Below are 25,283 nucleotides of genomic sequence, written 5' to 3'. Positions count from 1 at the left end.
ATGACCGACCTTATCCTGACGCCGAACATCAATCGTGCCGACGATTTCTATGCCGAGCTTCTGGCGGCGCATGAAAACTTGTCGAAAGAAGAAAGCGATGCTCTGAATGCGCGCCTAGTCTTGATTCTGGCCAACCATATCGGTGATCGAGCCGTGTTGTCTCAGGCGATAAAGGCTGCGCAAGACGCCGGATAGCCGTGGTGGACAGTTCGCAGAAAAGACAAAGCCCGCAACCGAAGTTGCGGGCTTTTCCATTGGTAAACCAGCTTGGATTTAGCTTGGGTCTGCAGTGGTCCGCAGGTAGGGCAGCTTGATATCCACGTCGCCAAATTTTGCTTTCGCTTCGTCGTCCGAAAGCGTCAGGGCGACAATCACGTCTTCGCCTTTGATCCAGTTCGCAGGGGTGGCAATCGGTGTGCCGTAAGTGGCCTGCAGGCCATCAAGGGCGCGCAGAACCTCGGCGAAGTTCCGGCCGACGGACATTGGGTATGTCATGATCAACTGAACCTTCTTATCCGGCGAGATGATGAACACCGACCGCACCGAGGCGGAATCAGCGGCCGTGCGACCGTCGGGCAGGTAAGCTTCGGCGGGCAGCATGTCGAAGGCTTTCGACACGGCAAGATCTTCGTCGGCAATAATCGGGAAGCCCGCTTTGGCGCCCGAATAGCCCTCGATGTCTTTTTTCCAGCTGACATGTTCCTCCGCGCTATCGACGGACAGCCCGATCACCTTGGTGCCGCGCTTGGCCCATTCGTCGGCAAGCTGCGCAACCGCGCCGAACTCTGTCGTGCAGACAGGCGTGTAATCTTTGGGGTGCGAGAAAAGAATCGCCCAGCTATCCCCGATCCAGTCGTGGAAGGTGATTTTGCCCTGATCTGTTTCGGCTGTGAAATTTGGCACGATGTCGTTAATGCGAAGTCCCATTTGGTCTCTCCTGTCCAAGCATTTCGGTTGATCTTAAGTTACGATCTCTTATGCGCATTTAAAGACCCTGACTGGGTTCAAACGCAACCCAATCGTCGCACCTAAAAATTTGATCAAATTTTGTTTCCGTGGGTTGCGTCGGACAAATCGCAATGCCAGAGTGCACGCAAATCCGACCAAGGAGACTGGAATGATCGAGAAGCGCGATTTCTATATTAATGGTCAATGGGTCGCCCCGGCGGCGGCCAAAGACTTGAACGTCATCGACCCGTCGACCGAAGAGGTTTGCGCGGTCATTTCGCTGGGTGATCAGGCGGACACTGACGCCGCCGTCGCTGCTGCGAAGGCCGCCTTTGCCGACTGGGGTTTCTCGAAAAAGGAAGACAGGCTGGCTCTGATCGAGAAGCTACTGGCGGTCTATCAGAAACGCTCGGACGATCTGGCCGAAGCGATGAGCATCGAGATGGGCGCGCCCATTGATCTGGCCCGCACGTCGCAGGTGGGGTCGGGCACGTTCCACATCCAGAACTTCATCACGGCGTTCAAGGATTTCGAATTCGACAAGATGTTGGGTGCTCATGCGCCGAATGACCGGCTGCTGTATGAACCCATCGGGGTTTGTGCGCTGATCACGCCGTGGAACTGGCCGATGAATCAGGTGTCGCTGAAGGTTGTGGCCGCGATGGCTGCGGGCTGCACAATGGTACTGAAACCATCCGAAATCGCCCCGTTATCATCGATCGTCTGGAGCGAGATTGTTGACGAGGTCGGCTTCCCGGACGGTGTCTACAACATGGTGAACGGCGACGGTATGGGCGTCGGCACGCAACTGTCCACCCATCCCGATGTGGACATGGTCAGCTTCACCGGCTCGACCCGTGCGGGCATCGCCATTTCGAAGGCCGCCGCCGACACCTTGAAACGCGTCAGCCTTGAGCTGGGCGGCAAAGGCGCCAACATCATCTTTGACGACGCCGACGAAAAGGCCGTGAAGCGTGGCGTGATGCATATGATGCAGAACACCGGGCAAAGCTGTAACGCGCCGTCGCGAATGCTGGTGCAACGCGGCGTTTATGATCAAGCGGTCGAAGCCGCGCGCGAAGCGGCCGAGAAAGTGCAGGTTGGACCGGCCAGCAAGGAAGGTCGCCACATTGGCCCCGTGGTCAGCGAGCTTCAGTGGAACAAGATCCAGGATCTGATCCAAGTCGGGATTGATGAAGGCGCGCGCCTGATTGCCGGTGGCACAGGGCGACCCGAAGGTCTGAACAAAGGCTATTTCGTCAAGCCGACCATCTTTGCGGATGTGAACAACCAAATGACCATCGCGCGCGAAGAAATCTTTGGACCGGTGATGGCGATGATCCCCTTCGACACCGAGGATGACGCGGTCGAGATCGCCAATGACACCGTCTATGGCCTGACAAACTATGTGCAGACCCAAGACGGCACCCGCGCCAACCGCGTGGCCCGCCACCTGAGGTCGGGTATGGTCGAGATGAACGGCACATCGCGCGCGGCAGGGTCGCCCTTCGGCGGCTACAAGCAATCTGGCAATGGACGCGAAGGTGGTATCCTTGGGATCGAGGATTTCCTTGAGGTCAAAGCCGTGTCCGGTTGGTCGAACGACTGATCCGACCTTAACAAATCGCTGAAAATGCCCGCCCAGTGTGGGCTTTTTCAACGCACGCGTTCAACCGATGGAAACCGGCATCGGGATGATTGGAACGCCCTTCTCGAAGGTGACGCCGCTGGGAAGGGTAAACCGCGCCAAGTTCTTCTTCAGCAGCAGAAAGCCCTTGTAAGACAGGGTCGCCTCGCCTTCGAACACGGGTCCTGTCACCTCCCAAATGCGCCCATTTTGCACCTTCAGTTTGGCGTCTGTCACGTTCAGGGTCAGCTTGGCGTCAAAGTCCAACTGGCCCAGATGTTTGCCGTTGAACAAAACCTCTACCTTGGGTTCATGGGCCGAGGTCAACTTGTGCCGCCCTAGCTTAACCCAGCTCTTTTCTTCTGGCGGATGCTTTTCCAGATCACGATAGGCCTGTAGTTCGGCCATGGTTTTCCAGCCGGACTTCAAGATATCCAAAAAGGCCACATCAAGCGCTTCGTAGAGCACGGCGAGCGCCGCGGCGAAGGTGAACGCCTCGATCAACCCAGACCCCATTTGCTCCACATCTTTCTGCATGGCCGCTTTTGATGATTGATCGGGTTCGAGCTTGGAGAACGCGGCGCTATCGGAAGCGTAAAGCTTGGCGAGCGTCAGCGTCGCAGCCGGTTCGGTGGTCATGGTTTCGGTCATGAATCTGGGTCTCCCGTGTCTGCAAGGGGCTCCACTGCCACGTTGCCGGAATCGATTTTAGGGCGCAGCGATAGCTCAAACTCGATCCCGGGTTTGCCGGGTTCGGGTGTTACGACTTGTTGACCGGCATGAACACTTGGTTGCAGCCGGACGAGATGGGGGGGGATCTTCGATTTCGGGTCAGGTCGGCCGCGACCGAGCCGCGACAACAGGCGTGATATCATAAGCAGCCCTGCCAAGCCGCCGCCAAAAAGCGCAATCCAGGGCCAACGCGCCGCGTGAAGCGCCCCTTGTGCGCGGCGCAGATTGTTTGCTTTTGTGACCTCGGTGTTGCGCCCCGCCGGATCGGCTTCAAGTGACACCTCTACTGTATCGTCGAACAGCGTCACCCGAACCGGCACCTCCAGTCGGAGCGTGTAGCTTTCGTTTGGACCAAGGGCAGGCAGCGGCCTGATGATCGGACCTGCACCGGCAACGATCAGTTCCAAATCGGTCGCAGCGCTGCCGGATCCGCCCGTGTTCACGATCTCTGCCGTCACGCTCACCGGAGCGCCCGCCTGCGTCTGAGCAATGGCAAGCGACCTTACCACCAGGTCGGGCAATTGCGCAGCTGATGCCGGAATGCGCAGCGTCGCTACATGGCTTTCATTATTGTCTTCGCGGCTTTCATCGACGCGCCGATCGACATCGACCCATGCCACGAAATTCATAAGACGGCTTTCAGGCGAAGGCGCCAGCGGCGCCTCGGACTGCACAATGATGGACCGCCCGGGAACTAACGCTTGCAGGGCTATGTTTGTCGCCGGCACCTGACCGTCCAATTCGGAAAATCGGACGCGCGTTGCCTCTGATGGGGCCAGCCCGGAATTCACCACACCGGCGCGCAACACGATATGGTTCCGCACCGGGTCATATTCCGCAAACAACCGCGCGATCTGCAAGTCCGGCTGTTCCGGCTTGGGAGGAGCTTCCAAAAGCAGCCTGATTTGGGGCGAGAAATTGTTGTCAGTATTGCTTTCGCGCACCCGATCGCCCGGATCTGCTTCGGCCTGCAGCACGATCGTGCGCGCTGTGGTCACGGCTTGCACCGGGATGCGCAAGGACCGGCTTGTGCTTTGCCCTGACGCCAACCCTTCCGAGCGCAATGTGGTGGCGTTGATAAAGCCGGTGTGGTCAAAAACGCCGACCTCGAACGGGCCAGAATTTCCACGACCCTCGTTGCGGACTGCGAGGCTCACGGCGATCTCCTGTGATGCCGGATCGTAGCGGGCCTTGAACGCCACCAGCGCCAGATCGGCACGCTCTGGTTCAGGTGGTGGCTCCAGCCTGATACGAACGGGTCCAAAGCTGTTGTTGTTGAAATTGACCTCTCGCAGCTTTTTGTCCGCGTTCGCGACGGCTTCCAACTGCGCCACCTTGCCCAATGCGGTTTCGGGGACAATGATTTTGGCCACGCCAATCGCATGATCGCCCGGCGCGATTGCGGAAATTGAGATCGCGGGAATAGGGAAAAGCCTTTGCGTCTCGAACACCTGCAGCGAGGACGGTCCGGCGGGTGAGCCGCCAACGTTCCGCACGGTGACCTGAAGCGTCAGGCGGCGCGAGAGTGGGTCATAGGTCGGGTCAAACCTCGCAACAGCCAAATCCAGCGGGGGTGGAGTCGGACGTACCAAATATACGCTTCGTTCAACGCTATTGTTGTTACGCTCGTTTGTCTCGTGGATCGTCAGGGCGGCATCCGCAACCGCGTGCAGGCGCACCGTTTGCCCGAGCGCGGAATCGTTGACGCGAACCGCGGCTTCCACCCATTGCGCCTGACCCGGACCCAATGGTCCCGCGACGGAACGGCCAAGCTGGTCTCTGATCACGCCAGCGCTGTCGGGAAAAGTCACGGCAAAGCGAACTGGCACCTCTTTCTGCCCGGCATTTCTTACCAAAGCCTTCGCGGATAGAATTTTGGTGCGAGGATCGAAATCCACGCGGAACTCAGAAACGACAAGATCAGGCAGCGTCACCGGGGTCAGATTGTCAGGCCGCACGCGGTCCGGCGGCACGATCTCTGGCACACGTGGAAAAGGGGTGAGCATCTCGGCGAAGCTCCACGTGAGCATGATGAACCCAGGCTCCAAATCCGAAATGTCAGAGCGTGTCCGCATCATCCTTTGCATCTCGGCGCGCGCTTCGTTTGGCAACGGCACCAGTCGTGGCGCAAGCCCCAGTGACCGCATGTTCGCCGCCGCCAACTGGGCCAGCTTTTGCGTTCGTTGCGGATCAAAGAAAACGATCAGCTGGGTGTTACGCGATACGCCCCCCATTTCAGCCAGAAGACTTTTGGCCTTCCTGATATCCTGCGGCGTTCTCCGCTTGGTTTCCATCTCGTCTGCGTGTCGAATGATGACGCCACGGATATTTAGGCCGGTGCGTTCCGCTGCCCGCATCCAGTCAGTCGAAAGCGCGATAGCTTCGCGCAACCGCCCGTCTTCCAAGGGGCCGCGCGACATCTCTAGGGTAAGCGTCTGCGCCAGCCCGAAGACGGGAAGAAACAGCAAAAACAACCCGCCCCATATCGTGGAGCGAACGACATGGAGGAAAGCTGGAAACGGACGGATCGTCTGTCGATGAACAGGCATTTTGAGAGCGCCTTGCGGCCAAATTGCAGTTTGCAGGTAAGATGCGATACCTACCACCAGTGGTGGACGGGCAATGCCGTCACACTCAGAATACACCATTTACGCGAGTCGCAATATGAGTAGGCGGTCTTTCGCGGATGCCATGTGTCGCGCTGTGCCAAAGCCCATCCTTGCCGCGACCGCAGGCAGAATGCGCGTTTGCGTTGAAGGGCCGTGGGAAATTGGGTCCAACCTCACGCAACGGTCACGCTTGCAGGGCACAAATCCGCACGAGAATTGATCTAACTCATACAACTATTTGACGCATCGTTCATAATTGTTGTGGAGGAAGAAACAATGCCACAGCGTCGCAAGCCAGAGCTATCGGGACGCGATGTATCCAAGAAAGGGTATGTTGACGGTCAATCAGGTGAAGCCAATTCTCGTTTCGAAATGGGCGGATCAGTTGGCAAGCGGGATAGGTCCATAAACATAGCCTACGCAGCCGTTGATCAACATGTGATCGGCGGGCATGCCGATCAGGTCGCGCTGTTGTGGCTTGGCAAAGATGGGTCCCGCCAAGAGCTGACATACAGTGATCTGAAAGACCTTTCATCCCGGTTTGCGTCGGTGTTGCACGACCATGGGCTTCACCAAGGCGACAGTGTCTTCGTCTTGATGGGGCGCGTTCCCGAACTGTATGCCTGCGCGCTGGGAACACTCAGGGCGGGTATGGTTTTCACGCCACTCTTTTCGGCTTTTGGCCCGGAACCAATTCGCACGCGTATGGAAATCGGAAGCGCCAATGTGCTGGTGACCACCGCGTCAATCTACAAACGCAAGATCGCCGCTTGGCGCGATCAGATAGATACACTGAAACTGGTGCTTATTGTTGGCGACGACGCGCCTGACGACTGCGTCGCACTTGGCCCCGCGCTTGCAGCGGCGTCGTCTGAGTTTGAGCCGGTGCGAACAGCACCTGAAGACCCCGCGTTGATCCATTTCACCTCGGGCACGACTGGCAAGCCCAAGGGGGCGGTGCATGTCCATAACGCGGTTGTCTATCACGCGTTTTCGGGCAACCGGGCCTTGGATTTGCAGCCCGGCACGATCTATTGGTGCACCGCAGACCCCGGTTGGGTCACCGGCACGTCTTACGGCATCATCTCGCCACTGGTGAACCGCGCGACGATGATAGTGGATGAGGCTGAGTTCGACCTTGAACGGTGGTATGAAACCATTCAGCGAGAGAAGGTTGAGGTCTGGTATTCGGCCCCGACGGCAATTCGTATGATGATGCGCGCGGGGGCCAAGACCGCAGCACCTTTTGATTTTTCTTCGTTGCGGTTTCTGGCAAGCGTCGGCGAGCCGCTGAATCCAGAGGCCGTGATCTGGTCGGAACAAGTCTTTGGCCAGCCCTTCCACGACAATTGGTGGCAGACCGAAACCGGCGGGATCATGATCGCCAATCAGCCCGGAATGAAGGTGAAGCCCGGCTCGATGGGCAAGCCGATGCCGGGAATTGAAGCGGGGATCGTAGAGCATGAAAACGGGACGGTCCGCGAAGTCGCGGATAACGAGATAGGAGAGCTGGCACTGCGCCCCGGCTGGCCGTCAATGATGCGCGCCTACCTGAATGAAGAGGCCCGGTTTCAGAAGTGCTTCGTCGATGGCTGGTATCTTTCTGGCGATCTCGCGATGCGCGACGGGGACGGGTATTTCTGGTTCGTTGGTCGCGCCGACGATCTGATCAAGACGTCCGGTCATTTGATTGGGCCGTTCGAAGTTGAAAGCGCGCTGATCGAACACGAGGCCATCGCCGAGGCCGGTGTGATCGGCGTCCCCGATGAAACAGCGGGTGAGATCATCAAGGCCTATGTCACGCTGAACCCCGGCATAGACCCGTCCGACGATCTGGAGCGCGACATTCGCGGCCATGCCCGCAAGAAGTTGGGCGCAGCGGTTGCCCCACGCGAAATCATCTTTCGCAAAACGTTGCCCAAAACCCGGTCGGGCAAGATCATGCGACGGCTTCTCAAGGCCCGTGAACTGGGCCTGCCTGAAGGCGACATTTCCACTTTGGAGACAGACGAGACATGAGTTTGATCGACAAACCCCACCTTGATAGAGCGCACGTTCTGGCCCTGCTACGCGACATGATCCGTGTCCGGATGTTCGAAGAAAAATGTGCCGAGCTCTATACGCAGCAAAAAATTCGCGGCTTCCTGCACCTTTATGACGGAGAGGAAGCGATCGCCGCTGGTGTGATCCCTGTGCTGGGGCCGCAGGACCGTATCGTCGCAACTTACCGCGAGCACGGCCACGCGCTTGTGCGGGGCGTGCCGATGACAACAGTCCTGGCCGAGATGTATGGCAAAGCCGAAGGGTGTTCCGGCGGGCGGGGCGGATCGATGCATCTGTTTGATGCGGCCACCAACTTTTTCGGTGGCAATGCCATCGTTGGGGGCGGTTTGCCCTTGGCTGCCGGGCTTGCGCTGGCCGACCGGATGCGAGGTGAGGCCAATGTGACCGCCTGTTTCTTCGGTGAAGGTGCCGTGGCCGAGGGCGAATTCCACGAGTCGATGAATCTGGCCGAGCTTTGGGATTTGCCGGTGCTCTTCGTCTGCGAAAACAATGGGTATGCGATGGGATCGGCCTTGGCCCGGACCGAGGCGCAGACAGATATCCAGCAAAAGGCCGAAAGCTATGGCATCACGTCACGCGTTGTGGACGGCATGGATGTCGTCGCAGTGGAAGCCGCGTCGCGCGAAGCGATTGCGCAGATCCGCGAAACGGGACGGCCAGTGTTTCTGGAATGCCGGACCTACCGGTTTCGCGCCCATTCCATGTTCGACGCTCAACTGTATCGCGAGAAAGCTGAGATCGAGCAATGGCGCAAGAAAGGGCCGATTGTCCGCTTTCAGGGCTGGCTGCTTGAAAACGGCCTGATCCATGACAGCGACGTGTCCGAGATTGAACGCGCGGTGGACGCAGAAATTGCTGAGGCCGTCGCCTTTGCCGAGGCCGGGACCTGGGAACCTGTCGAGGACTTGACCAAACACGTCCTTGGCCCGCAGCCTGACCCGCCGACCACCCCCGCTCTGTCTGGTAAGACGGTCGAAATAACCTACCGCGAAGCCGTGAAACAGGCGATCCGCGACGCGATGATCCGCGATGACCGCGTATTCCTGATGGGCGAGGATGTGGGAGCTTACGGCGGGTGTTATGCCGTTTCGAAGGGATTGATGGACGAATTTGGCCAAGACCGTATCCGCGACACACCGCTGTCTGAAAGCGGCTTCACCGGGGCAGGGATCGGGGCTGCTGCTGTCGGGATGCGACCGATCGTCGAATTGATGACAGTCAACTTTTCGCTGTTGGCGCTTGACCAGATCATGAACACTGCGGCCACGATCCGGCATATGTCGGGCGGTCAATTCGGCGTGCCGGTCGTTATCCGCATGGCCACCGGCGCGGGCAAGCAACTTGCCGCGCAGCATTCCCACAGCCTTGAAGGTTGGTATGGACATATTCCGGGGCTGAAAGTGCTGACGCCTGCAACGCTGGAAGACGCTCGCGGGATGCTCTGGACCGCGCTGGAAGACCCGGACCCCGTCCTGATCTTCGAGAATGTCATGCTTTACAACAACACGGGTCAAATCGACGAAGCTGCCGGGCCGGTCGACATATCAAAGGCCGCGGTCAGGCGCGAAGGCACCGACATCAGTCTGATCACCTATGGCGGGTCGCTCTTCAAGGTGCTTGCGGCCGCCGAAGAATTGGCAGAGGCCGGGATCAGCGCAGAGGTCATCGACCTTCGGACTTTGCGCCCGCTTGATGACGCGACGATCATGGCGTCGGTTAACAAGACCCGCCGCGCGATCATCATCGACGAAGGCTGGCGCACCGGATCCATCTCGGCCGAAATCTCGGCGCGGATCATGGAGCAGGCGCTTTGGTCGCTGGATGCACCGGTCGGGCGTGTCTGCGCCGAGGAAGTGCCGATCCCTTATCCGAAACATCTGGAGGATGCCTCCATCCCGCAAACGCCCGGTATCGTCGCGGCGGCGCGCGCACTGTTGGGGCGCTGAGATGGGTATTTTCAACATGCCCTCGCTTGGCGCCGATATGGAGGCCGCCACCTTGGTCGAATGGCTGGTTCAACCCGGCGACACGGTCGCTCGGGGTGATGTGGTCGCTGTGGTCGAAACCCAGAAAGGCGCCATCGAGATCGAAGTCTTCGAAAACGGCACAGTTCACGAATTAGTGGCGCAGCTCGGAACCGAATTACCGGTCGGTGCGCCGCTTGCTGTTTTGCTGGCGGAAGGAGAGGCACCGCCCGCGAAAGCGGAGCCATCGGTTGAACCCCCACCTGCCAAAGCAGCGCCTGCGGCCGAGCGACCGCCTGCCGAACCACACGCTCCGGAAAGGGAAGCAGTGAAAGCACCTGCCACGGCACCAGCACCGCCAACAGTCGCGCCGACTTCTGTACCGCAAAGCCCGAACGCAGCGTCGCCCGCAGCACGGGTCAGGGCACACGAGCTTGGCCTTGACCTCAGCACGATCCGCGGCAGCGGACCCGGCGGGGTCATCGTTCTGGGTGATGTCGACGGCGCGCCAAGTAAGTCGCCACAAGCCGCTGCAAAACCGGGATCGCCAATTGAAGAGATGCGCAAGGCAATTGCTGCGGCGATGACACGCTCGAAGCAGACAATTCCCCATTTCTATCTGTCCCAGACGATCGACGTTCAACCCGCGAGCGATTTCCTTGCCAAGCTGAATGCCGGTCGTCCGCCCGCTGAACGGATATTGCTGGGCGCCTTGTTTGTTCGTGCCGCAGCGCTGGCTGCTGCCAGGGTGAAGACCATGAACGGACATTTCACAGATGGCGCATTCCACGCTGCAAAGGCCGTGAACCCCGGCGTTGCCGTTGCCCTTCGCGGTGGTGGTTTGGTCGCGCCTGCCCTGATGGACGCCGTGGCGCTTGACCTTGATCAGACGATGGCAGGTATGCGGGATCTTGTCTCACGGGCCCGGGCTGGACGGTTGAAGGGCTCGGAAATGACGCAAGGCACCATTACGATCTCTAGTCTGGGTGATACGAGCGCCGACGTCATGACCGGCGTCATATTCCCGCCGCAAGTCGCCCTTGTCGGGCTTGGATCACCGCAGGTCAGGCCGTGGGTGTTGAACGATCAGGTCATACCGCGCAGCGTTGTGACACTTTCCATATCTGCAGACCATCGCGTAAGTGACGGCCGTCAGGTCGCCCGCTTCATTACTGAATTTGAGACCCTCTTGAACGAACCGGAGAGCCTATGACAGAAGCAGAAATCCGCGCGGCCTATCTGGAAGAACTTGCCAGTATTGCGCCCGACATCGACACCGATACCGTCAGCGATGATGATCATATTCAGGATGACCTTGAGCTGGATTCGATGGATGTCCTTAATCTTGTGACCGCATTGCACAAGCGCACGGGTGTGGATATTCCCGAAAAAGATTATCCGCAGATCGCGACCGTTGCTTTGGCCGTTGCGTATCTGACGGACGCGATGAAGTAGTCAGCAGGCGCGGCGCCGAAGGACGGTTCGTGATGTCCGACGGCGCCCAGAATGATCACATCCCGATCAAGACACGCGCAGCCTTGGCCAGAACCCTTGGATCATGGTCAGTGGCCGCCACTGGGGGTGGCGGGTCTGTCCTGCCCGTCAAGCTTGAAACCGCCGTGCGTGCGGACCGCACCGAATATTCAACCGTAAACACACAGTCGCGCGGTTGTTCGCAAAACTGCCCGATCACAGCGAAGTTTTGCGCGCCACTTGGGCGCACATCCGGGCGGTCTGCGGGGTGGCGTGGCATGAACTGGCTGGTGACGAACGGCATTCGGCAGGGTATGACGCGCGCGCCTTTGAACCATGCCTTTTGAGCTTCGCTCAGTTTCAGGTGTCCGCAAAGCTCCGAAATGATTTCGTCCCCCGTCGCCTCCCACATCGGTTTGGTCACAAAATCTCCGGTCCGCTCCCCGCGCAGCCCATAGCCCCAAAGCGTATAGGTGCCATGCTTTTGACCGCGAAAATGGGGCTGGTGGAACAGGACGATAGAAAGGGTCCAGCCCGAGTCAGCAAAGGTGACCAGCCCCCCGGTTCCGGTCCGGTTGTTGGTGAAATCCTCCATGAATTCGAAGAAATCGGGTGTATCAAGCGTGACCGTGAAGGAATGCCAAGCCGTTTTGGCAGGGTCGCCGCAGAAGGTTTCGGGGCGACCGAAACCTTCATGTTGGGCTGCGAGACCACGCCACAGTGCCCAAGCACCGCCTTCGCGATCCTCTAGGGTCGGCGCGCGGTCATTCGAACCCAAAACAGATCCATCGGTCATAGAGCCGAGCGTCAGATAGACGCGGTCGGATTTGGAAACCGCAACTGTGCGGCCGTCGGCCAGCGCAAAGCCAGTGACACAGCGGTCCTGCCGCGACCCCTCGATGGTGACATCAGTGACTTGCGCGCCAGTGGTGATCTTGACGCCCCTGTCGCGCAGCCAGATCATGATCGGGGCGATCAACGTATCATACTGATTGTAACGCGTGCGCAAGATCCCGGCGATCCGAGAAAAACCGGGGAACAGGTGGATGAAACGCCTTAGGTAGCGACGCATCTCGACCAATGCATGCCAAGGCTGAAACGAGAACATTGTGGACCACATCATCCAGAAATTGCTGTCAAAGAATGATGGCTTGAACCATTCGTCTATCCGCTGCGGACCAAGCCCGCTTTCCGAATGCAATATCAGCCGGTTGATATCGACGATGTCACGGGCGCTCAGCGTCAGATCATAGCGATCTTCGGCGGGTTTTCCGTCACGCACAAGGCGGCAATTTGAAGACCCAGGCACCATGCGGTTAAACGCCATGATATCCTCGGAAACAGAAATGTTGGGGTCGTCCGCTGACGGAATGGAGTCCAGAAGGTCGAAGGTGCAGGCAAAGTGCTCTTCAAACATGCGACCACCACGGATCAGATAACCGTCGTCTGAATTGCCAGCCCCATCAAGCGACCCACCCGCCACATCGAGCTGTTCATAGATTTGGATGGCGCCCCCTTCAACGCCCGCGTCTCGCACTAGAAAAACGGCTGTTGCCAGACCGGCAATTCCACCGCCAATGATGTGATGCTGAACTTCTGGAGCATTGGTAGGCATGGCTTTCTCCCTTCGCTTTGAAGACCCCTAAGTCTAGCACTGAGCGGACACGTTCGCGTTGCCCCGGATCATGGCAAACGTCCCAGAAAGGGCGTAAAATACGCTTCGTTTGGGGCGTTTTTTCAGCTGCGAAGCTGGTAGAGCGCCACCAATTGCTATTGTCCGCCAATTCGACCCCACGGGCCAAGTCGGCTGCTGCGCTGATCGTTACTGAAACTGGAAGGAACAACAGAATGGCTGAGCATTCTCACACGCGTCAGGGAATTTCAGAGCGTATCGGCGCGCCGCAAGGCAGAGGTGTGCTTCGCGATGCGGTCTACGGTGCCATCGACGGCACGGTTACGACTTTCGCCATCGTCGCAGGCGTGGCGGGGGCTGGGCTTTCTCCGTTTGTTGTCGTCGTTTTGGGCTTGGCCAATGTGCTGGCAGACGGCTTTTCAATGGCGGCGGCAAACTACTCGGGGATCAAAGCAGAGCAGGACAACTTTTTGCGCATCCGCAAGATTGAGGAGAAGCACATTGACGAACATCCGCGCGGTGAATGGCTGGAAGTGCGCGAAATCCTGTCGCGAAAGGGTCTGCAAGGTCGTGTCCTGGATCAGGCGACCGACGCGATAACACAGGATCGGGAAAGCTGGATCGCTCTCATGATGGAGGGCGAGTATGGGTTGGGTGGCATTGATCCCCGCCCGTTGCGATCTGCCATCACGACATTCCTGTCATTCCTGATTGCCGGGATGATCCCGGTGCTGCCGTTCCTGTTTGGCATGGAGGATGCCTTCGGTCTGTCCGCAGGAATGACGATGGCGACCTTCTTTGGTATTGGCGCCCTGAAAAGCCACTGGTCGCTTACGCCGTGGTGGCGGTCGGCCGGGGAAACGATGCTGATCGGTGGCGCGGCGGCGGCGTTGGCCTATGGTGTCGGCAATCTGTTTCACGTCTGAGCCGATGGGTTTCATACCGATGCGAGTATGTGACTCGCCGCCTGAATTTTGCATTGGTGCCACCAATGTCGCTTCACGGCTGGGGCATGCCCGCAGCTTTGAAATACCTCGCGACACATCTGTTGATGTGGTGGGCAAGCAGGTTAGCGGCGTTGGTCGGGATCTCTCCAGTACTAACGGATGCGGTCGCTGTAGCTATTGACCCGCAGCCACGACACCGCGGCTATTGAGCCATTGTCGTGGTCTTTCCAATATGCGGGCTGATCGCTCATCCGCTGTTCAACGATTTCGCGCAACTTCGAGGGATGTCTGACAGCCATTTCGGCTTCGATTTGGGCAAGAGCCCATATGGCCTCGTGTCAGACCCGACCCTTGCGTGATGGACCGAACAGAACGTCGCGTTCCCAAATTCTATGGTCGACTGCAGCGTGCGAACCACCGGTCCAACCGAACTGGCGTCGATCATTGCTTATGGCCCCGACATCGGCCGTCTTGTTTCGCATCAGATATTGCTGGAAGACGCGTCACGGATTTTCAAATCCCGGCCACCAGAAGGGAGTATGAAAATCCAGGCGGTGACGGGTTAAGGGCGACTGTATCACCCCAACACCCATTGGGCGAACTCAGCAGGCTTGACCGCCCGTGTTAATATCAATAATTCACGATATATGGATAAGAATCATGCTCTCGGTGCGTTCGCCGCACTCAGTCAGTCCACGCGGCTTGAAGTGTTCCGGCTGCTGATCAAGGCCGGTGACGCGGGGATGTTGGCCGGGGACATTAGCGACACGTTGGATGTTCGCCAGAATACAATGTCAGCCAATCTTTCGATCCTTGCGCGTTCTGGTCTGATCCGAAACGAGCGGGAAGGCCGTAGCATCCGCTACTTCGCTGACATGGACGGGATGCGCGGTCTGCTTGCCTTTCTGATGGAGGACTGCTGCGGCGGCAATCCCGACCTGTGCCAACCCGTCATCAACGAACTTGCCTGTGCCTGCTAGGAGACTGATATGACCGATACACCGCTTCCCGCTGCGGCAGGCTTGGGAACCTTTGAACGCTGGCTGTCTGTGTGGGTGGCGCTTGCCATCGGCACGGGGCTGGTGCTTGGCAATCTGCTTCCCGGCCTCTTTTCCGTCTTGGCGTCGTTAGAGGTCGCGTCTGTCAACCTGCCCGTGGCGGTGCTGATCTGGGCGATGGTCTACCCAATGATGGTTGGTGTCGATTTCGGCGCGTTGCGACAGGTCGGGGACAAGCCGAAAGGGTTGGTCGTAACGCTTGTGGTGAACTGGCTGATCAAGCCCTTCACGATGGCCGCCCTTGGCGTGCTGTTCTTTGAATACGTCTTCGCAGGATTGATCCCGCCGGACGAAGCGCAGGCCTATTTGGCGGGCGTCATTCTGTTGGGTGCCGCCCCGTGCACCGCGATGGTCTTCGTTTGGTCAAACCTGACACGAGGCGATCCCACCTACACGCTGGTGCAGGTTAGCGTGAATGACGTGATCATGGTCTTCGCCTTCGCACCTATCGTGGCTTTCTTGTTGGGTGTCACGGATATCGTTGTGCCTTGGGACACGTTGCTGCTGTCGGTGGGCTTATACGTCATGTTGCCGCTGGTTGCCGGATATCTCACCCGCCGAAACCTCATTGCAAAGGGCGGCGAAGCGGCGGTGGATAACTTCAAGTCCCGTGTTCAACCCTTTTCCATCTTCGGCCTTCTGGTGACCGTGGTTTTGCTGTTCGGCTTTCAGGGCGAGGTCATACTTGACCGCCCGCTTGTCATCGCGTTGATCGCGGTCCCCCTGTTGCTCCAGTCCTACGGCATCTTCTTTGTGGCCTACGGCGCGGCGCGCGCATGGGGCATCCCGTTCAACGTTGCAGCCCCCTGCGCGCTGATCGGAACGTCCAACTTCTTCGAACTGGCCGTGGCCGTCGCTATCAGCCTGTTCGGGCTTGGTTCGGGCGCCGCCCTGGCGACGGTGGTCGGTGTGTTGGTAGAAGTGCCGGTGATGCTGTCCCTCGTCGCCTTCGCCAACCGGACGAAACATTGGTTTCCAAACGAGGCGGGTGCGCCGTGACGTCGTCGCCATTTTTTGAAAAGTAGAACGAGCGGTTCTTTGAATGCGATGATACAAAAATGCAGACCCGGTGGACGCACCGGCTCTAATGCTTTTCCAGCCGTCGAAACAGAAGCGACAGTCCAAAGCAGAGGATGAAATAGCACGCGGCCGTCGTCAGCCATGCCTCGAAAATCAGCCGCGTCGACGCGACCAGCTCTACGGTTTTGTAGGTCAGTTCTTGAACAGAGATCAGCGAGATGATCGAGCTGTCCTTGATAAGGCTGATAAACTGGTTTGCCATCGGGGGGACGACCTTGCGCAGCGCCTGCGGCATCACGATATAGCGCATTTCCTGAGAGCGGCTCATCCCGATGGCACGGGCGGCCTCGAATTGGCCTTTTGGAATTGATTGGATGCCCGCGCGCACGATTTCCCCGACAAAAGCCGCCTGAAACAGCCCCAAGACCAGCACGCCCGAGACAAGCGACGGGAAACGGCGCATGTCGCCAAAGAAGAATTCCCATGCGGCTGCGCTGTCGCTGCGGGCGATGCCGCGTGCCCATGCGTTCATGTTGAGCACGTCGATGAGTTGCTGCGATAGAAAGAAGAAAAAGATGAAGATGATGACGACTGGCGGGATGTTGCGCAGCAATTCAAGATAGGTGCGCGCCAGCAGACGGATCGTCAGGTTCTCGGCGCAGCGTGCCACACCGAGAATTGTGCCAAAAATGGCGGCCAGTATCCCCGCGTAGATGCAAATGCGAAGTGTCGCGAACAGCCCCTGTAGCAATAGGTTGGCGAACCATTCCTGCCGGTCTTCGCGGTAGCGGATGAAGTAATCGGGGATCAGCTCCCACCGCCAGGTGTAGTTAAGCGTGCCCTCCAGACGCAGGCCGACATAACCGAAGGCCCCCACCAGAACGATGAGGATCAGCCAGTCGGCCCATATCAGGCGTTTGAGGAACGAGGGCACGCTTCCAGGTCCTTACTGGGTGACCTGATCTTCCCAATCATTGCCCTTGAACCAATAGTCGTTGCGTTCCTTGAGCCAACCGCTGGCATGTTTCACCGCGATCCAATTGTTGAAGAAGTTCAGCGCGTCTGCGTCCCCTTTGCGAAGCGCAAACCCTTCACCGGACGCAAGGAAGGTCTGGTCAAACGGCACCGACAGCGTATCGGCATAGCGGCGCGCCTCGATCGAAGGTGTCGGCTCTGCGTGCATGGTGGCGTGGGCGTTGCCGTTCAGCACTTCTTGCGTCGCGGCACCGTCTTCGTCGAAAAGCAACAGCGTCGCTTCTGGGAAAAGCTGTGCGATGACGGTCGCTGGCGTGGCCCCCCGGCGCGCGGAAAACGTAACCTCCGGGCTGTTGTAATCATCAAGTGTGAAGCCTTCGGTCATCGCCGTGTTGGCCAATATGGTCAGGCCGGAATAGGCGTAAGGGTCGGTGAAATTGACGGTCAGGTTGCGCGCAGGCGTAATCGACATGCCAGAGATGATCACGTCAAAGTTGCCCGACACAAGCTGGGGGATGATGCCGTCCCATGCAGTGGGCACGAACTCTACGTCCACGCCCATATCCTTGGCCAACTCGCGGCCAACGTCCAATTCAAAGCCGATCAATTCACCGTTCACATCGCGCATGGACCACGGTGTGAAGATCGACAGGCCGATACGGATGACGCCGTCTTTCTTGATGGTCTCGATCACGGATTCAGAACTAAGGTCCTGTGTCGCGCTCTGGGCAAGGGCGGGAAGCGTCAGGACTGTGCTTGTCAGGGCGGCGAATGCCAATCCCAGCGCGTTTGTCATGATTTTTCTTCGTGTAAATGACATAGATCTCTCCTTGGGTGGGGTTCAGGTTTCAGTTGCAAAACGTCGCTCAAGCGCCGAGACGCCAAAAGACAACACGAGGGTTAGTGCTAAATATACGGCGGCAACGGTGAACCAGATCTCAAAACTCATATATGTGTCCGAGATGATATTGCGGCCCACGGTGGTCAACTCCGCCACCGCGATCACGCTGACGATTGCGGATGACTTGATTAGATTGACGATCTCACCGGTCAGCGGTGGCAACATGAAGCGGACCGATTGGGGCAGGATGATATAGCGATAGGCCTGCCCTTTGCTCATCCCGATCGAGGCTGCGGCCTCCCATTGCCCGACAGCGACGGAGTTGATGCCTGCGCGAAAAATCTCGGAAATCAGGGCCGAGTGGTAGACGCTGAGCGTGAGCACCGCAGCCGTCCAGCGGTCAAAGCCGAATATAGGGCCAAGCACGTAGTAGAACAGATAAAGCAGCACCAGCAGGGGGATGTTGCGCACAAACTCCAGATACCCGATCGCAACCGCCCGCCCCACAATCAACCCCGACAAGCGCAGCAATGCCACGCCAAGGCCAAGCAAGGTTGCGAGGAGAAAACAGGTCAGCGACAACAGAATTGTTGCCCAAAGGCCGGTCAGAATCTCACCCGCCTGGAACCCGTCATCGGTGAATGTATAGATATAGCCGGGAACCTGATACCACTGCCAATTATAACCCATCTGCTGGGCGCCCGTATAGGACGCCCACGCGATCGCGGCAACGATGACCGCATAGAGTGAAACGGCGACCGCCGGGGCGTTCAAGACGCGTTTGAGGGTGAACAGAGCCGCCATGCGCACGCTTCAGTGCTCCAGTATCTGGTCAAGAAAGACGCGCGCGCGTTGACTTTTGGGCGCGGTAAAGAATGTTTCGGGCGGGGAAACCTCGACGATGCGCCCCGCCTCCATGAACACCATCGTGTCGGCGACTTTGCGGGCAAATCCCATCTCATGGGTCACGACAACCATCGTCATGCCCGTCTCTGCCAACTCTACCATCACATCCAGCACTTCGCCGATCATCTCCGGGTCCAGGGCGGAGGTCGGCTCGTCAAACAGCATCACCCGCGGCTGCATGCACAGCGCGCGCGCGATGGCCACCCGCTGTTGCTGTCCACCAGACAATTGCGCGGGGCGTTTATCGGCCTGTTCTGGAATGCGGACCCGCTCAAGATACTTGCGCGCCGTTGCTTCTGCCGCAGCGCGGGATTGCTTGCGGACTTTCATCGGCCCGATGATCAGGTTTTCAAGAATGGTCAGGTGCGGGAACAGGTTGAACTGTTGAAACACCATGCCGACATCCTGCCGCAGCTGCCGCATACCCGGCGCATCTTCGCGCAATTCCATGCCGTCCACGCAAAGCCGCCCTGTATCGTGGTTCTCGAGCCCGTTGAAACACCGAATAAGAGTTGATTTTCCTGACCCCGACGGGCCACAGATCACGACGCGTTCGCCTTGGTTCACGATTAGGTCTACATCTGTCAGTGCTTTGAAATCACCAAAAGATTTTCCAACGCCTACTGCTATGATTATCGGTGTTTGCACCATGTAACTTCGTAACTCCGCGCTGTCCCAAGAACTATAGAACGACACCCCCGGCCACGTCGACACGCCGATTGCCGACCCACCTCCGCATACGAGCAGCAGGAACACAAGCAACGAGACGGTGTGCGTGAGGTTTTTCAAGAAATTCTTCAAAAAAGCGCCGATGCGGGCGCCGGTTTTTGTAAGGGGATGCCACGGACAGATCCGCAGAATAGTCGCGACCAAAGGCAGCAAACCCGATGCTGATCACCGATTGCAGGTCTTTCGGGTCTGCAAGGCGTTCGTGAGACACTTCAATTGCTGCCACGGCATACGGGTGAGATCGTCAATCTCATCAAAGCATCCGTCATTGACGGCAATGTCCGCTCTTATGCGCGAGCATACACACCCTTCGGGACCACGTCAGATGAGGTCAACGGTGGCGCGGTCTACCGTATTCGAGCGACGGATCGGGGTGCGATTGACGGCTGCGGTCTTTGGCAAGTTAAGGCCGCTTGCGCAACTCTGCCGCTCGGGCATGGCCCTCCATCCCTTCGACCCGACTGATCCTTGCGGTGCGCAGGGCCAACTCGTGCGAGGCGACGTCATTGCAGCGCTGCCAGGTCACGGTCTTGGTGAATTTGTGCACCGACAGACCACCGGTATAGCGCGCCGCGCCACTGGTTGGCAGCACATGGTTCGGGCCCGAGGTCTTGTCCCCAAAGGCCACGGTCGTTTCCTTCCCCAGAAACAACGAGCCATAGGCCGTAAGCCGGTCCAGCCACCAATCCAGATCAGCCGCTTGCACCTGCAAATGTTCGGGGGCGTATCGGTCCGCGACCTCGGCGGCTTCCTCACGGCTGTCGCAGAGGATCACTTCGGCTCGTTCGTCCCATGCGATGCGGGCCGCGGCGGCGTTGGTTTCCGGCAGGCTGTCGATTAGTGCCGAGACGCGGTTGATGACGCCCTCGGCCAGCGCCCTGTCGGTTGCCACCAGCCACACCGGGCTGTCCTTACCGTGTTCGGCTTGGCTGACCAAATCCCAGGCGACCGTTTCGACAGAGGCAGTATGGTCGGCAACGACAAGCGAATCCGTAGGGCCTGCGAACATGTCGATCCCGACGCTGCCAAAAAGCATCCGTTTGGCCTCGGCGACATAGCTGTTTCCCGGACCAACAAGGATATCCGCAGGTTTTCCACCGAACATTCCCTTTGCCATGGCAGCGATACCTTGCACGCCACCAAGGTTCAGGATCAGGTCCGCGCCGGAAAGGTCCATCGCAAAGACGATAGCATCGGGGATGCCAACCTCAGGGCGCGTCGGGGACACTGCAGTGATATGGGGGACACCCGCGACCTTGGCCGTGGTGATTGTCATCAACGCGCTGGCGACATGGCTGTAGCGGCCGCCGGGAACATAGCACCCGGCGCTCGACACCGGGATTTGTTTCTGGCCGGCAATCAGGCCCGGCATCACTTCGATTTCGCATTCGCCCATCGTCGCTTTTTGCGCCTCTGCGAAGCGGCGGATATTGGCGTGGGCAAAGCGGATGTCTGCCTTGAGGTCTTCGGGCACGCGGGTGCAGGCGGCCTTGCGTTCATCCTCTGACAGCACGATTTCGCCGGTCCAGCCATCGAGCTTCATGGCATAATCGCGCACCGCCGCTTCGCCACCACGTTCGATATTGGCCAGCATGATGGCGACGATATCGCGGATGTCGTTGTTTTCGACTTCCGGACGAGGATCGGCTGATTTCAGGTAAGTGATGGCCATTGGTTACCTCGGTTTCGTCAGAGATTGGGTTTGTATCGCGTCCGTCAACACGTTGATGGTGTCGAAAACTGGCGCGGTCGAACCCAGTTTGGGCGCGCGCATCGAGAATTCAGAGCAAGCGATCCAAAGAAGCGCCGCGTCTCGGCCCGTCAGGTCGTATGCGGCTTGCGACAGAATGCGGCGCGCCTTGGGCGTGAGACCGTTTGCCTTGATGCCACGGACCGTGTCAAAGGCACCAGCCGAACGGACCGCAGGCGAAGCCGATACCCCAAGGCTCGAAACGCTATCCAAGCTTTGCAGTGTGCGGGCCACTGCGGGGTCGATCCTATGCAGCGGTGGATTGGTGGTGGCGGCCCCGTGGCCAATGCCCTCCGGTCTTTCGACAAGTTTGCGGGTCATGGCGCGCTCATCCACGTATCCGGACGAAATCCGGATCGTAAGGCGAGTCTTCTATCACTTCGGCCCCGACCAAATCACCACATAGGTCCAGAAGCATGGTGCTGCCTGGCCCTGCGAGCGCCGGATCGACGAAGGCATAGGCGAGGTTCAGATTGACCCGGTGACCCCAATCGCCCGCCGTCACGGTGCCAATCACAGCATTTCCCTGCATCAACGAAGCACCGCTATGGGCGGGCGCATGTGTGGCGTCGATCTTGAGCGTCACCAGCTTTCTGCGCGGACCCTGTTCGCGACGCTTCAGCAGCGCCTGTTTGCCAATGAAGTCGCCCTTGTTGGGCTTCACGAAGCGGTCGAGTGACGTTTCAAACGGGTCGAACTCGGTGATTAGATCGGACTTCCAGTGCATGAAACCTTTCTCCATCCGCATCGAGTCGACCGCGCGTGCGCCGAAAAGCGTCAGCCCATACGCTTCGCCAGCCTTGCGCAGTGCCAGATAGGCAGCATAGAGCGAGGCATTCGGCACATGAATTTCGTATGCCAATTCTCCTGAAAAGCTGACGCCGAGCACAGTCGCCGGGGCGAAACCGATGAAACATTCGCGCACGCTGAGCCATGGAAAAGCCTCACGCGACCAGTCTCCGCGTGAACAGGCTGACAGAACGTCACGCGCCTTGGGGCCCGCCAGAACGAGGATCGTTTGATCATTTGTCAGGCTGCGGATCGTGACGTCTTCGCCGTGTTCCAGATGCATTTGCAGCCAATCCATATCGTGGACTTCACTTGCCGCCGCCGAGCCATACCAGACGCGCTCTGCCCCCCGGTCGCTGGCGGGCAGATTGGCCACCGTGGCCTCGGCCTTGACCATTCCGTGATGGTTCAGCAGATAGCCCAGCCCGACGCGGCCCTCGCGTCTGGTCACGGTGCCGCAGAACATCCGGTCAAGAAACCTGTGCCGGTCCGCCCCGGTGATTTCGAAGCGATTGAAGCCGTTGACCTCGCACAAGCCAACGTTTTCCTGTACGTTTTTGACCTCGGCAGCGATCACGTCAAAGGTCTCGTCGAAGTTGAAGCTGAGTGTCGGGTGAAACTCGGGATTGGGTTTGATGTAGTCGACGCGCTCCCATCCGTTTACGACGGTGAACGCCGCGCCTTCGGCGGCAAAGACGGGTGTCAGCGGGGTGGTCTTGGCCGGGCGGCCTGCCGGGCGATGCTCGTGCGGAAAGTGAAACCGAAACTCGTTTTGGTAATCTTCAATCGCTTTCAGCGCCGTCAGTTCGACATTGGCGTGCCCTGTAAAGCGGCGCGGGTCGTTACACCACGTGTCATAACACGCCTCGCCATGGACAATTTGCTGGGCCAAAAGCCACCCGTGTCCACCGCCTTCGCCAAGTCCTGCGCGCAGGCCGATGATGCAAAACGCATTGCGTTTGCCCGGTATCGGCCCGACCAATGGCGCGCCGTCAATCGTGTAGGTGATCGGACCATTCACAACCGTATGGATGCCCACCTCCATCAACGCGGGCATCCGTTCAAACGCGCCTTCCAGAACGTCCGTTACGCGGTCCAGATCATCCGGGCAAAGCGCATTGACGAATTTCGGATCAATCCCGTCCATGCCCCATGTCTTGCAGTCTTGTTCGTAAAACCCGACCAGCAATCCGTTCTTTTCCTGCCGACAGTAATAGTCCGAGATCGGGCAGCGCAGAAGGGGCATTCGGTGGTCAGCCTCTTTGATCGCGGGGATCTCCTCGGTTAGAAAATACTGATGCTCCATCGATGCGACGGGGTGATGAACCCCCATCATCGCGCCCACCTCATTGACCCGATAGCCACCGGCATTCACCACGATGTCGCAGTCAATGTCACCGTGTTCGGTGTGCACCGTCCAAGTGTCGTCCTTGTGCTGCGTCAACCCGGTGACGGGTGTATTGCGATAAACCTCAGCCCCGGCCTTGCGCGCCCGCCGCGCAAGCGATTGGCACAATTGCGCCGGATCAATGTCGCCGTCCAGTGGGTCCCACAGCCCCCCAATCAAATTGTCCGTGGAAATCAACGGATGACGACGCGCGCATTCCGCGGCGTCGATCACCTCGAAATGCACGTCCATCCCGCGCGCCATTGACGCAAAATGGCGATAGCCCTGCATCTGTTCCTCGGTGTTGGCCAGCCGGATGCCGCCATCGCCGTGGTGGTAATTTATGGGATAGTCAGGATCTTCCGCGAGCTCTTTATACAGGTTGATCGAATGGGACTTCAGCCCGACCATCGTCTGGTTCGCCCCGAAGTTCGTAACCTGCGCGGCAGAATGCCAGGTGGTGCCAGATGTCAGTTCGTTGCGTTCCACGAGCACAACATCGCTCCAGCCTTCCTGGGTCAGGTGATAAAGCGTCGAGCAACCGGCGATGCCGCCTCCGATGACCACAACCTTGGTGCGCGATTTCATAGAGCGTGCCTCCAACAAGCAACTCCAATGATAGGGTCGCGCCTTGCCTTAGATCGCAACGCTACAGACAGTTATCAGAGAAAATAAAATATTACTTATCAATATCTCATAATAGCGCGCGGCGGCGTTATGAGATGAGCTTGAAGCTGTCCGCAAGCCATGGATAGCTCTTATGAATGGGCGCGATCGCGTGCGTGCTCATCAGGGTCCGCACCTTGTCGTCAACGAGCTCAAACAACGATTGAGAGCAGTCAGGTGTTTTCATGAGCGCCAAAGTCCGACCAAAACCTTTGCTTGGAAAGCGGTGCATTCGCAGTTTCGGGTGAAACCGCTTGGCACGTGAAAACAGAAGCGGGGTTGAAATGGTCCAACCAGCCCCAGCCGCCACCATCGCCATCAGTGTCTGGTTGTTGCTGCATTCAAACTTTGGCGGTGAAGAAACGCCCAAGCGCCTGAGCTGTGATTCAATCTGGCGCGCGATGATCAGGTCGCTGGAGAACCGTAAGAAGGGCAGCTTCGTTTGGCCTTCGAAAATGTCGGATATTGATTGCTCGATGTCCAACGGAAGGACCAAGACATAGGGATCTTGCAGCAGCTGGCGTTCTTGCAGGTCGCGAAACTGCTCGGTCGGGTTGCTCGCGATACCAAGGTCCAGTTGACGATTGCGCATCATTTCAATGAGCGTATGGCTGGAAGCCGTGTGGTAGAGAAAATCGCAATGCGGCATGCTCTCGAGTAAATAGGCGGCCAGTTCGGGAATAATATCGCTATCGAAGTCTTCTACCGTGCCCAACCTCAGGTAACTTGCCCCGGATATGCTGCTGGTCGATGCCTCCGCCGCGGCTTTGCGAATTGCGTATAAGGCATCATCTATGTTCCGCAGAAAAATCTGACCTTTCTGTGTAAGCACCATGGGTCTTCGGGAATGATTGAACAGCTCAACCCCCAAATGGTCTTCGAGACTTCTGAGATGGTGGGAAACGGTGCTGACCGTCAGACCGGCCTCTTTGGCGGCAGTCTGCAGAGACCCCTTTTGCGCACATATCTGGAACAGTTCCAGCCACTTAAGACTCAGTTCTTTGCGAACGTTTTTTTGTGGCATGTCGGTGGTTCCAATGTCTTTGGAAGAGCCGTATTAATAGCGCTACGTGAGAATATTAGTATCAAGAATTCGAAATTGAAAGATTTGCGTCTATCGTTACGGGAATATGTGGAAGCCTTCGGCCCGTGGCGCATTTAGTTC

22 protein-coding genes are annotated in these 25,283 nt (G+C 58.3%); 9 read left to right on the top strand and 13 right to left on the bottom strand.

All coding sequences use genetic code 11. From position 1 onward, the window contains the following. On the top strand, positions 1-195 hold the full coding sequence (locus ACXYMP_RS00835; RefSeq protein WP_248366879.1) for a DUF2783 domain-containing protein: 195 nt from the start codon (positions 1-3) through the stop codon (positions 193-195). Between the two features lie 78 nt (positions 196-273). Here the strand turns inward: ACXYMP_RS00835 and ACXYMP_RS00830 are convergent, their stop codons facing one another. Next, complete coding sequence (locus ACXYMP_RS00830) at positions 274-927, bottom strand: peroxiredoxin (protein WP_248366882.1); 654 nt, start codon at positions 925-927, stop codon at positions 274-276. A gap of 190 nt (positions 928-1,117) precedes the next feature. Between ACXYMP_RS00830 and ACXYMP_RS00825 the strand changes: the two genes are divergently transcribed. Continuing rightward, entirely contained in the window at positions 1,118-2,557 is a 1,440-nt protein-coding gene (locus ACXYMP_RS00825) for an aldehyde dehydrogenase family protein (protein WP_298570561.1), read from the top strand. Positions 2,558-2,617: 60 nt separating this feature from the next. Here the strand turns inward: ACXYMP_RS00825 and ACXYMP_RS00820 are convergent, their stop codons facing one another. After that, complete coding sequence (locus ACXYMP_RS00820; RefSeq protein WP_298570563.1) at positions 2,618-3,226, bottom strand: hypothetical protein; 609 nt, start codon at positions 3,224-3,226, stop codon at positions 2,618-2,620. Next, positions 3,223-5,856, bottom strand: coding sequence for a CARDB domain-containing protein (locus ACXYMP_RS00815; protein ID WP_458903726.1), 2,634 nt, complete (start codon positions 5,854-5,856; stop codon positions 3,223-3,225). The genes ACXYMP_RS00820 and ACXYMP_RS00815 overlap by 4 nt, the downstream gene beginning before the upstream one ends. 336 nt (positions 5,857-6,192) lie before the next feature. Between ACXYMP_RS00815 and acsA the strand changes: the two genes are divergently transcribed. The 4 genes from acsA to ACXYMP_RS00795 are packed head-to-tail and all read left to right on the top strand — an operon-like array spanning position 6,193 to position 11,399. Then, complete coding sequence (gene acsA, locus ACXYMP_RS00810; RefSeq protein WP_458903724.1) at positions 6,193-7,935, top strand: acetate--CoA ligase; 1,743 nt, start codon at positions 6,193-6,195, stop codon at positions 7,933-7,935. Continuing rightward, on the top strand, positions 7,932-9,926 hold the full coding sequence (pdhA, locus tag ACXYMP_RS00805) for a pyruvate dehydrogenase (acetyl-transferring) E1 component subunit alpha (RefSeq protein WP_458903722.1): 1,995 nt from the start codon (positions 7,932-7,934) through the stop codon (positions 9,924-9,926). Before acsA ends, pdhA begins: the two co-directional genes overlap by 4 nt. A 1-nt stretch (position 9,927) precedes the next feature. Next, on the top strand, positions 9,928-11,157 hold the full coding sequence (locus ACXYMP_RS00800) for a dihydrolipoamide acetyltransferase family protein (protein ID WP_458903720.1): 1,230 nt from the start codon (positions 9,928-9,930) through the stop codon (positions 11,155-11,157). Next, entirely contained in the window at positions 11,154-11,399 is a 246-nt protein-coding gene (locus tag ACXYMP_RS00795) for an acyl carrier protein (protein ID WP_298570572.1), read from the top strand. The genes ACXYMP_RS00800 and ACXYMP_RS00795 overlap by 4 nt, the downstream gene beginning before the upstream one ends. A 55-nt stretch (positions 11,400-11,454) precedes the next feature. Here ACXYMP_RS00795 and ACXYMP_RS00790 read toward each other — a convergent pair whose 3' ends face one another. After that, the gene (locus tag ACXYMP_RS00790; RefSeq protein ID WP_458903718.1) at positions 11,455-13,032 is read right to left on the bottom strand and encodes an oleate hydratase; all 1,578 of its coding nucleotides are present in this window, start codon (positions 13,030-13,032) and stop codon (positions 11,455-11,457) included. A 233-nt stretch (positions 13,033-13,265) separates the two neighbouring features. Here ACXYMP_RS00790 and ACXYMP_RS00785 point away from each other — a divergent pair, with 233 nt between their 5' ends. After that, positions 13,266-13,976: a VIT1/CCC1 transporter family protein gene (locus ACXYMP_RS00785; protein WP_458903716.1), complete on the top strand. Its 711-nt coding sequence runs from the start codon at positions 13,266-13,268 to the stop codon at positions 13,974-13,976. Positions 13,977-14,149: 173 nt separating this feature from the next. Here the strand turns inward: ACXYMP_RS00785 and ACXYMP_RS00780 are convergent, their stop codons facing one another. After that, a complete protein-coding gene (locus ACXYMP_RS00780) occupies positions 14,150-14,326 on the bottom strand; it encodes a class II D-tagatose-bisphosphate aldolase non-catalytic subunit (protein ID WP_458905277.1) in 177 nt (58 codons plus the stop codon). Positions 14,327-14,644: 318 nt separating this feature from the next. On the opposite strand from ACXYMP_RS00780, the gene ACXYMP_RS00775 reads away from it, so the two are divergent. Together ACXYMP_RS00775 and arsB are read left to right on the top strand one after the other, a co-directional pair. Continuing rightward, positions 14,645-14,977, top strand: coding sequence for an ArsR/SmtB family transcription factor (locus ACXYMP_RS00775; RefSeq protein ID WP_458903714.1), 333 nt, complete (start codon positions 14,645-14,647; stop codon positions 14,975-14,977). A gap of 9 nt (positions 14,978-14,986) precedes the next feature. After that, complete coding sequence (gene arsB / locus ACXYMP_RS00770) at positions 14,987-16,054, top strand: ACR3 family arsenite efflux transporter (protein WP_458903712.1); 1,068 nt, start codon at positions 14,987-14,989, stop codon at positions 16,052-16,054. An 85-nt stretch (positions 16,055-16,139) separates the two neighbouring features. Here arsB and ACXYMP_RS00765 read toward each other — a convergent pair whose 3' ends face one another. The 8 genes from ACXYMP_RS00765 to ACXYMP_RS00730 all read right to left on the bottom strand — a co-directional run bounded on the left by ACXYMP_RS00765 (position 16,140) and on the right by ACXYMP_RS00730 (position 25,142). Next, positions 16,140-17,009, bottom strand: coding sequence for an amino acid ABC transporter permease (locus ACXYMP_RS00765; protein WP_458903710.1), 870 nt, complete (start codon positions 17,007-17,009; stop codon positions 16,140-16,142). 12 nt (positions 17,010-17,021) lie between these two features. Further along, a complete protein-coding gene (locus ACXYMP_RS00760) occupies positions 17,022-17,870 on the bottom strand; it encodes a transporter substrate-binding domain-containing protein (protein ID WP_458903708.1) in 849 nt (282 codons plus the stop codon). Positions 17,871-17,891: 21 nt separating this feature from the next. Continuing rightward, a complete protein-coding gene (locus ACXYMP_RS00755) occupies positions 17,892-18,695 on the bottom strand; it encodes an amino acid ABC transporter permease (protein ID WP_458903706.1) in 804 nt (267 codons plus the stop codon). A gap of 9 nt (positions 18,696-18,704) precedes the next feature. After that, a complete protein-coding gene (locus ACXYMP_RS00750) occupies positions 18,705-19,448 on the bottom strand; it encodes an amino acid ABC transporter ATP-binding protein (RefSeq protein ID WP_458905275.1) in 744 nt (247 codons plus the stop codon). A gap of 481 nt (positions 19,449-19,929) precedes the next feature. Continuing rightward, on the bottom strand, positions 19,930-21,198 hold the full coding sequence (gene hisD, locus ACXYMP_RS00745) for a histidinol dehydrogenase (RefSeq protein ID WP_298570589.1): 1,269 nt from the start codon (positions 21,196-21,198) through the stop codon (positions 19,930-19,932). Between the two features lie 3 nt (positions 21,199-21,201). Then, positions 21,202-21,597, bottom strand: a complete 396-nt coding sequence (locus ACXYMP_RS00740) for a hypothetical protein (protein ID WP_298570591.1) — start codon at positions 21,595-21,597, stop codon at positions 21,202-21,204. A 7-nt stretch (positions 21,598-21,604) separates the two neighbouring features. Continuing rightward, positions 21,605-24,040: a GcvT family protein gene (locus ACXYMP_RS00735; protein WP_458903703.1), complete on the bottom strand. Its 2,436-nt coding sequence runs from the start codon at positions 24,038-24,040 to the stop codon at positions 21,605-21,607. A 127-nt stretch (positions 24,041-24,167) separates the two neighbouring features. Further along, the gene (locus tag ACXYMP_RS00730) at positions 24,168-25,142 is read right to left on the bottom strand and encodes a LysR family transcriptional regulator (protein ID WP_298570595.1); all 975 of its coding nucleotides are present in this window, start codon (positions 25,140-25,142) and stop codon (positions 24,168-24,170) included. Between the last annotated feature and the right edge of the window lie 141 nt (positions 25,143-25,283).

The sequence above is a fragment of the Aliiroseovarius sp. CAU 1755 genome, assembly GCF_054482655.1.
This window is presented reverse-complemented; position numbering and strand designations above follow the sequence as displayed.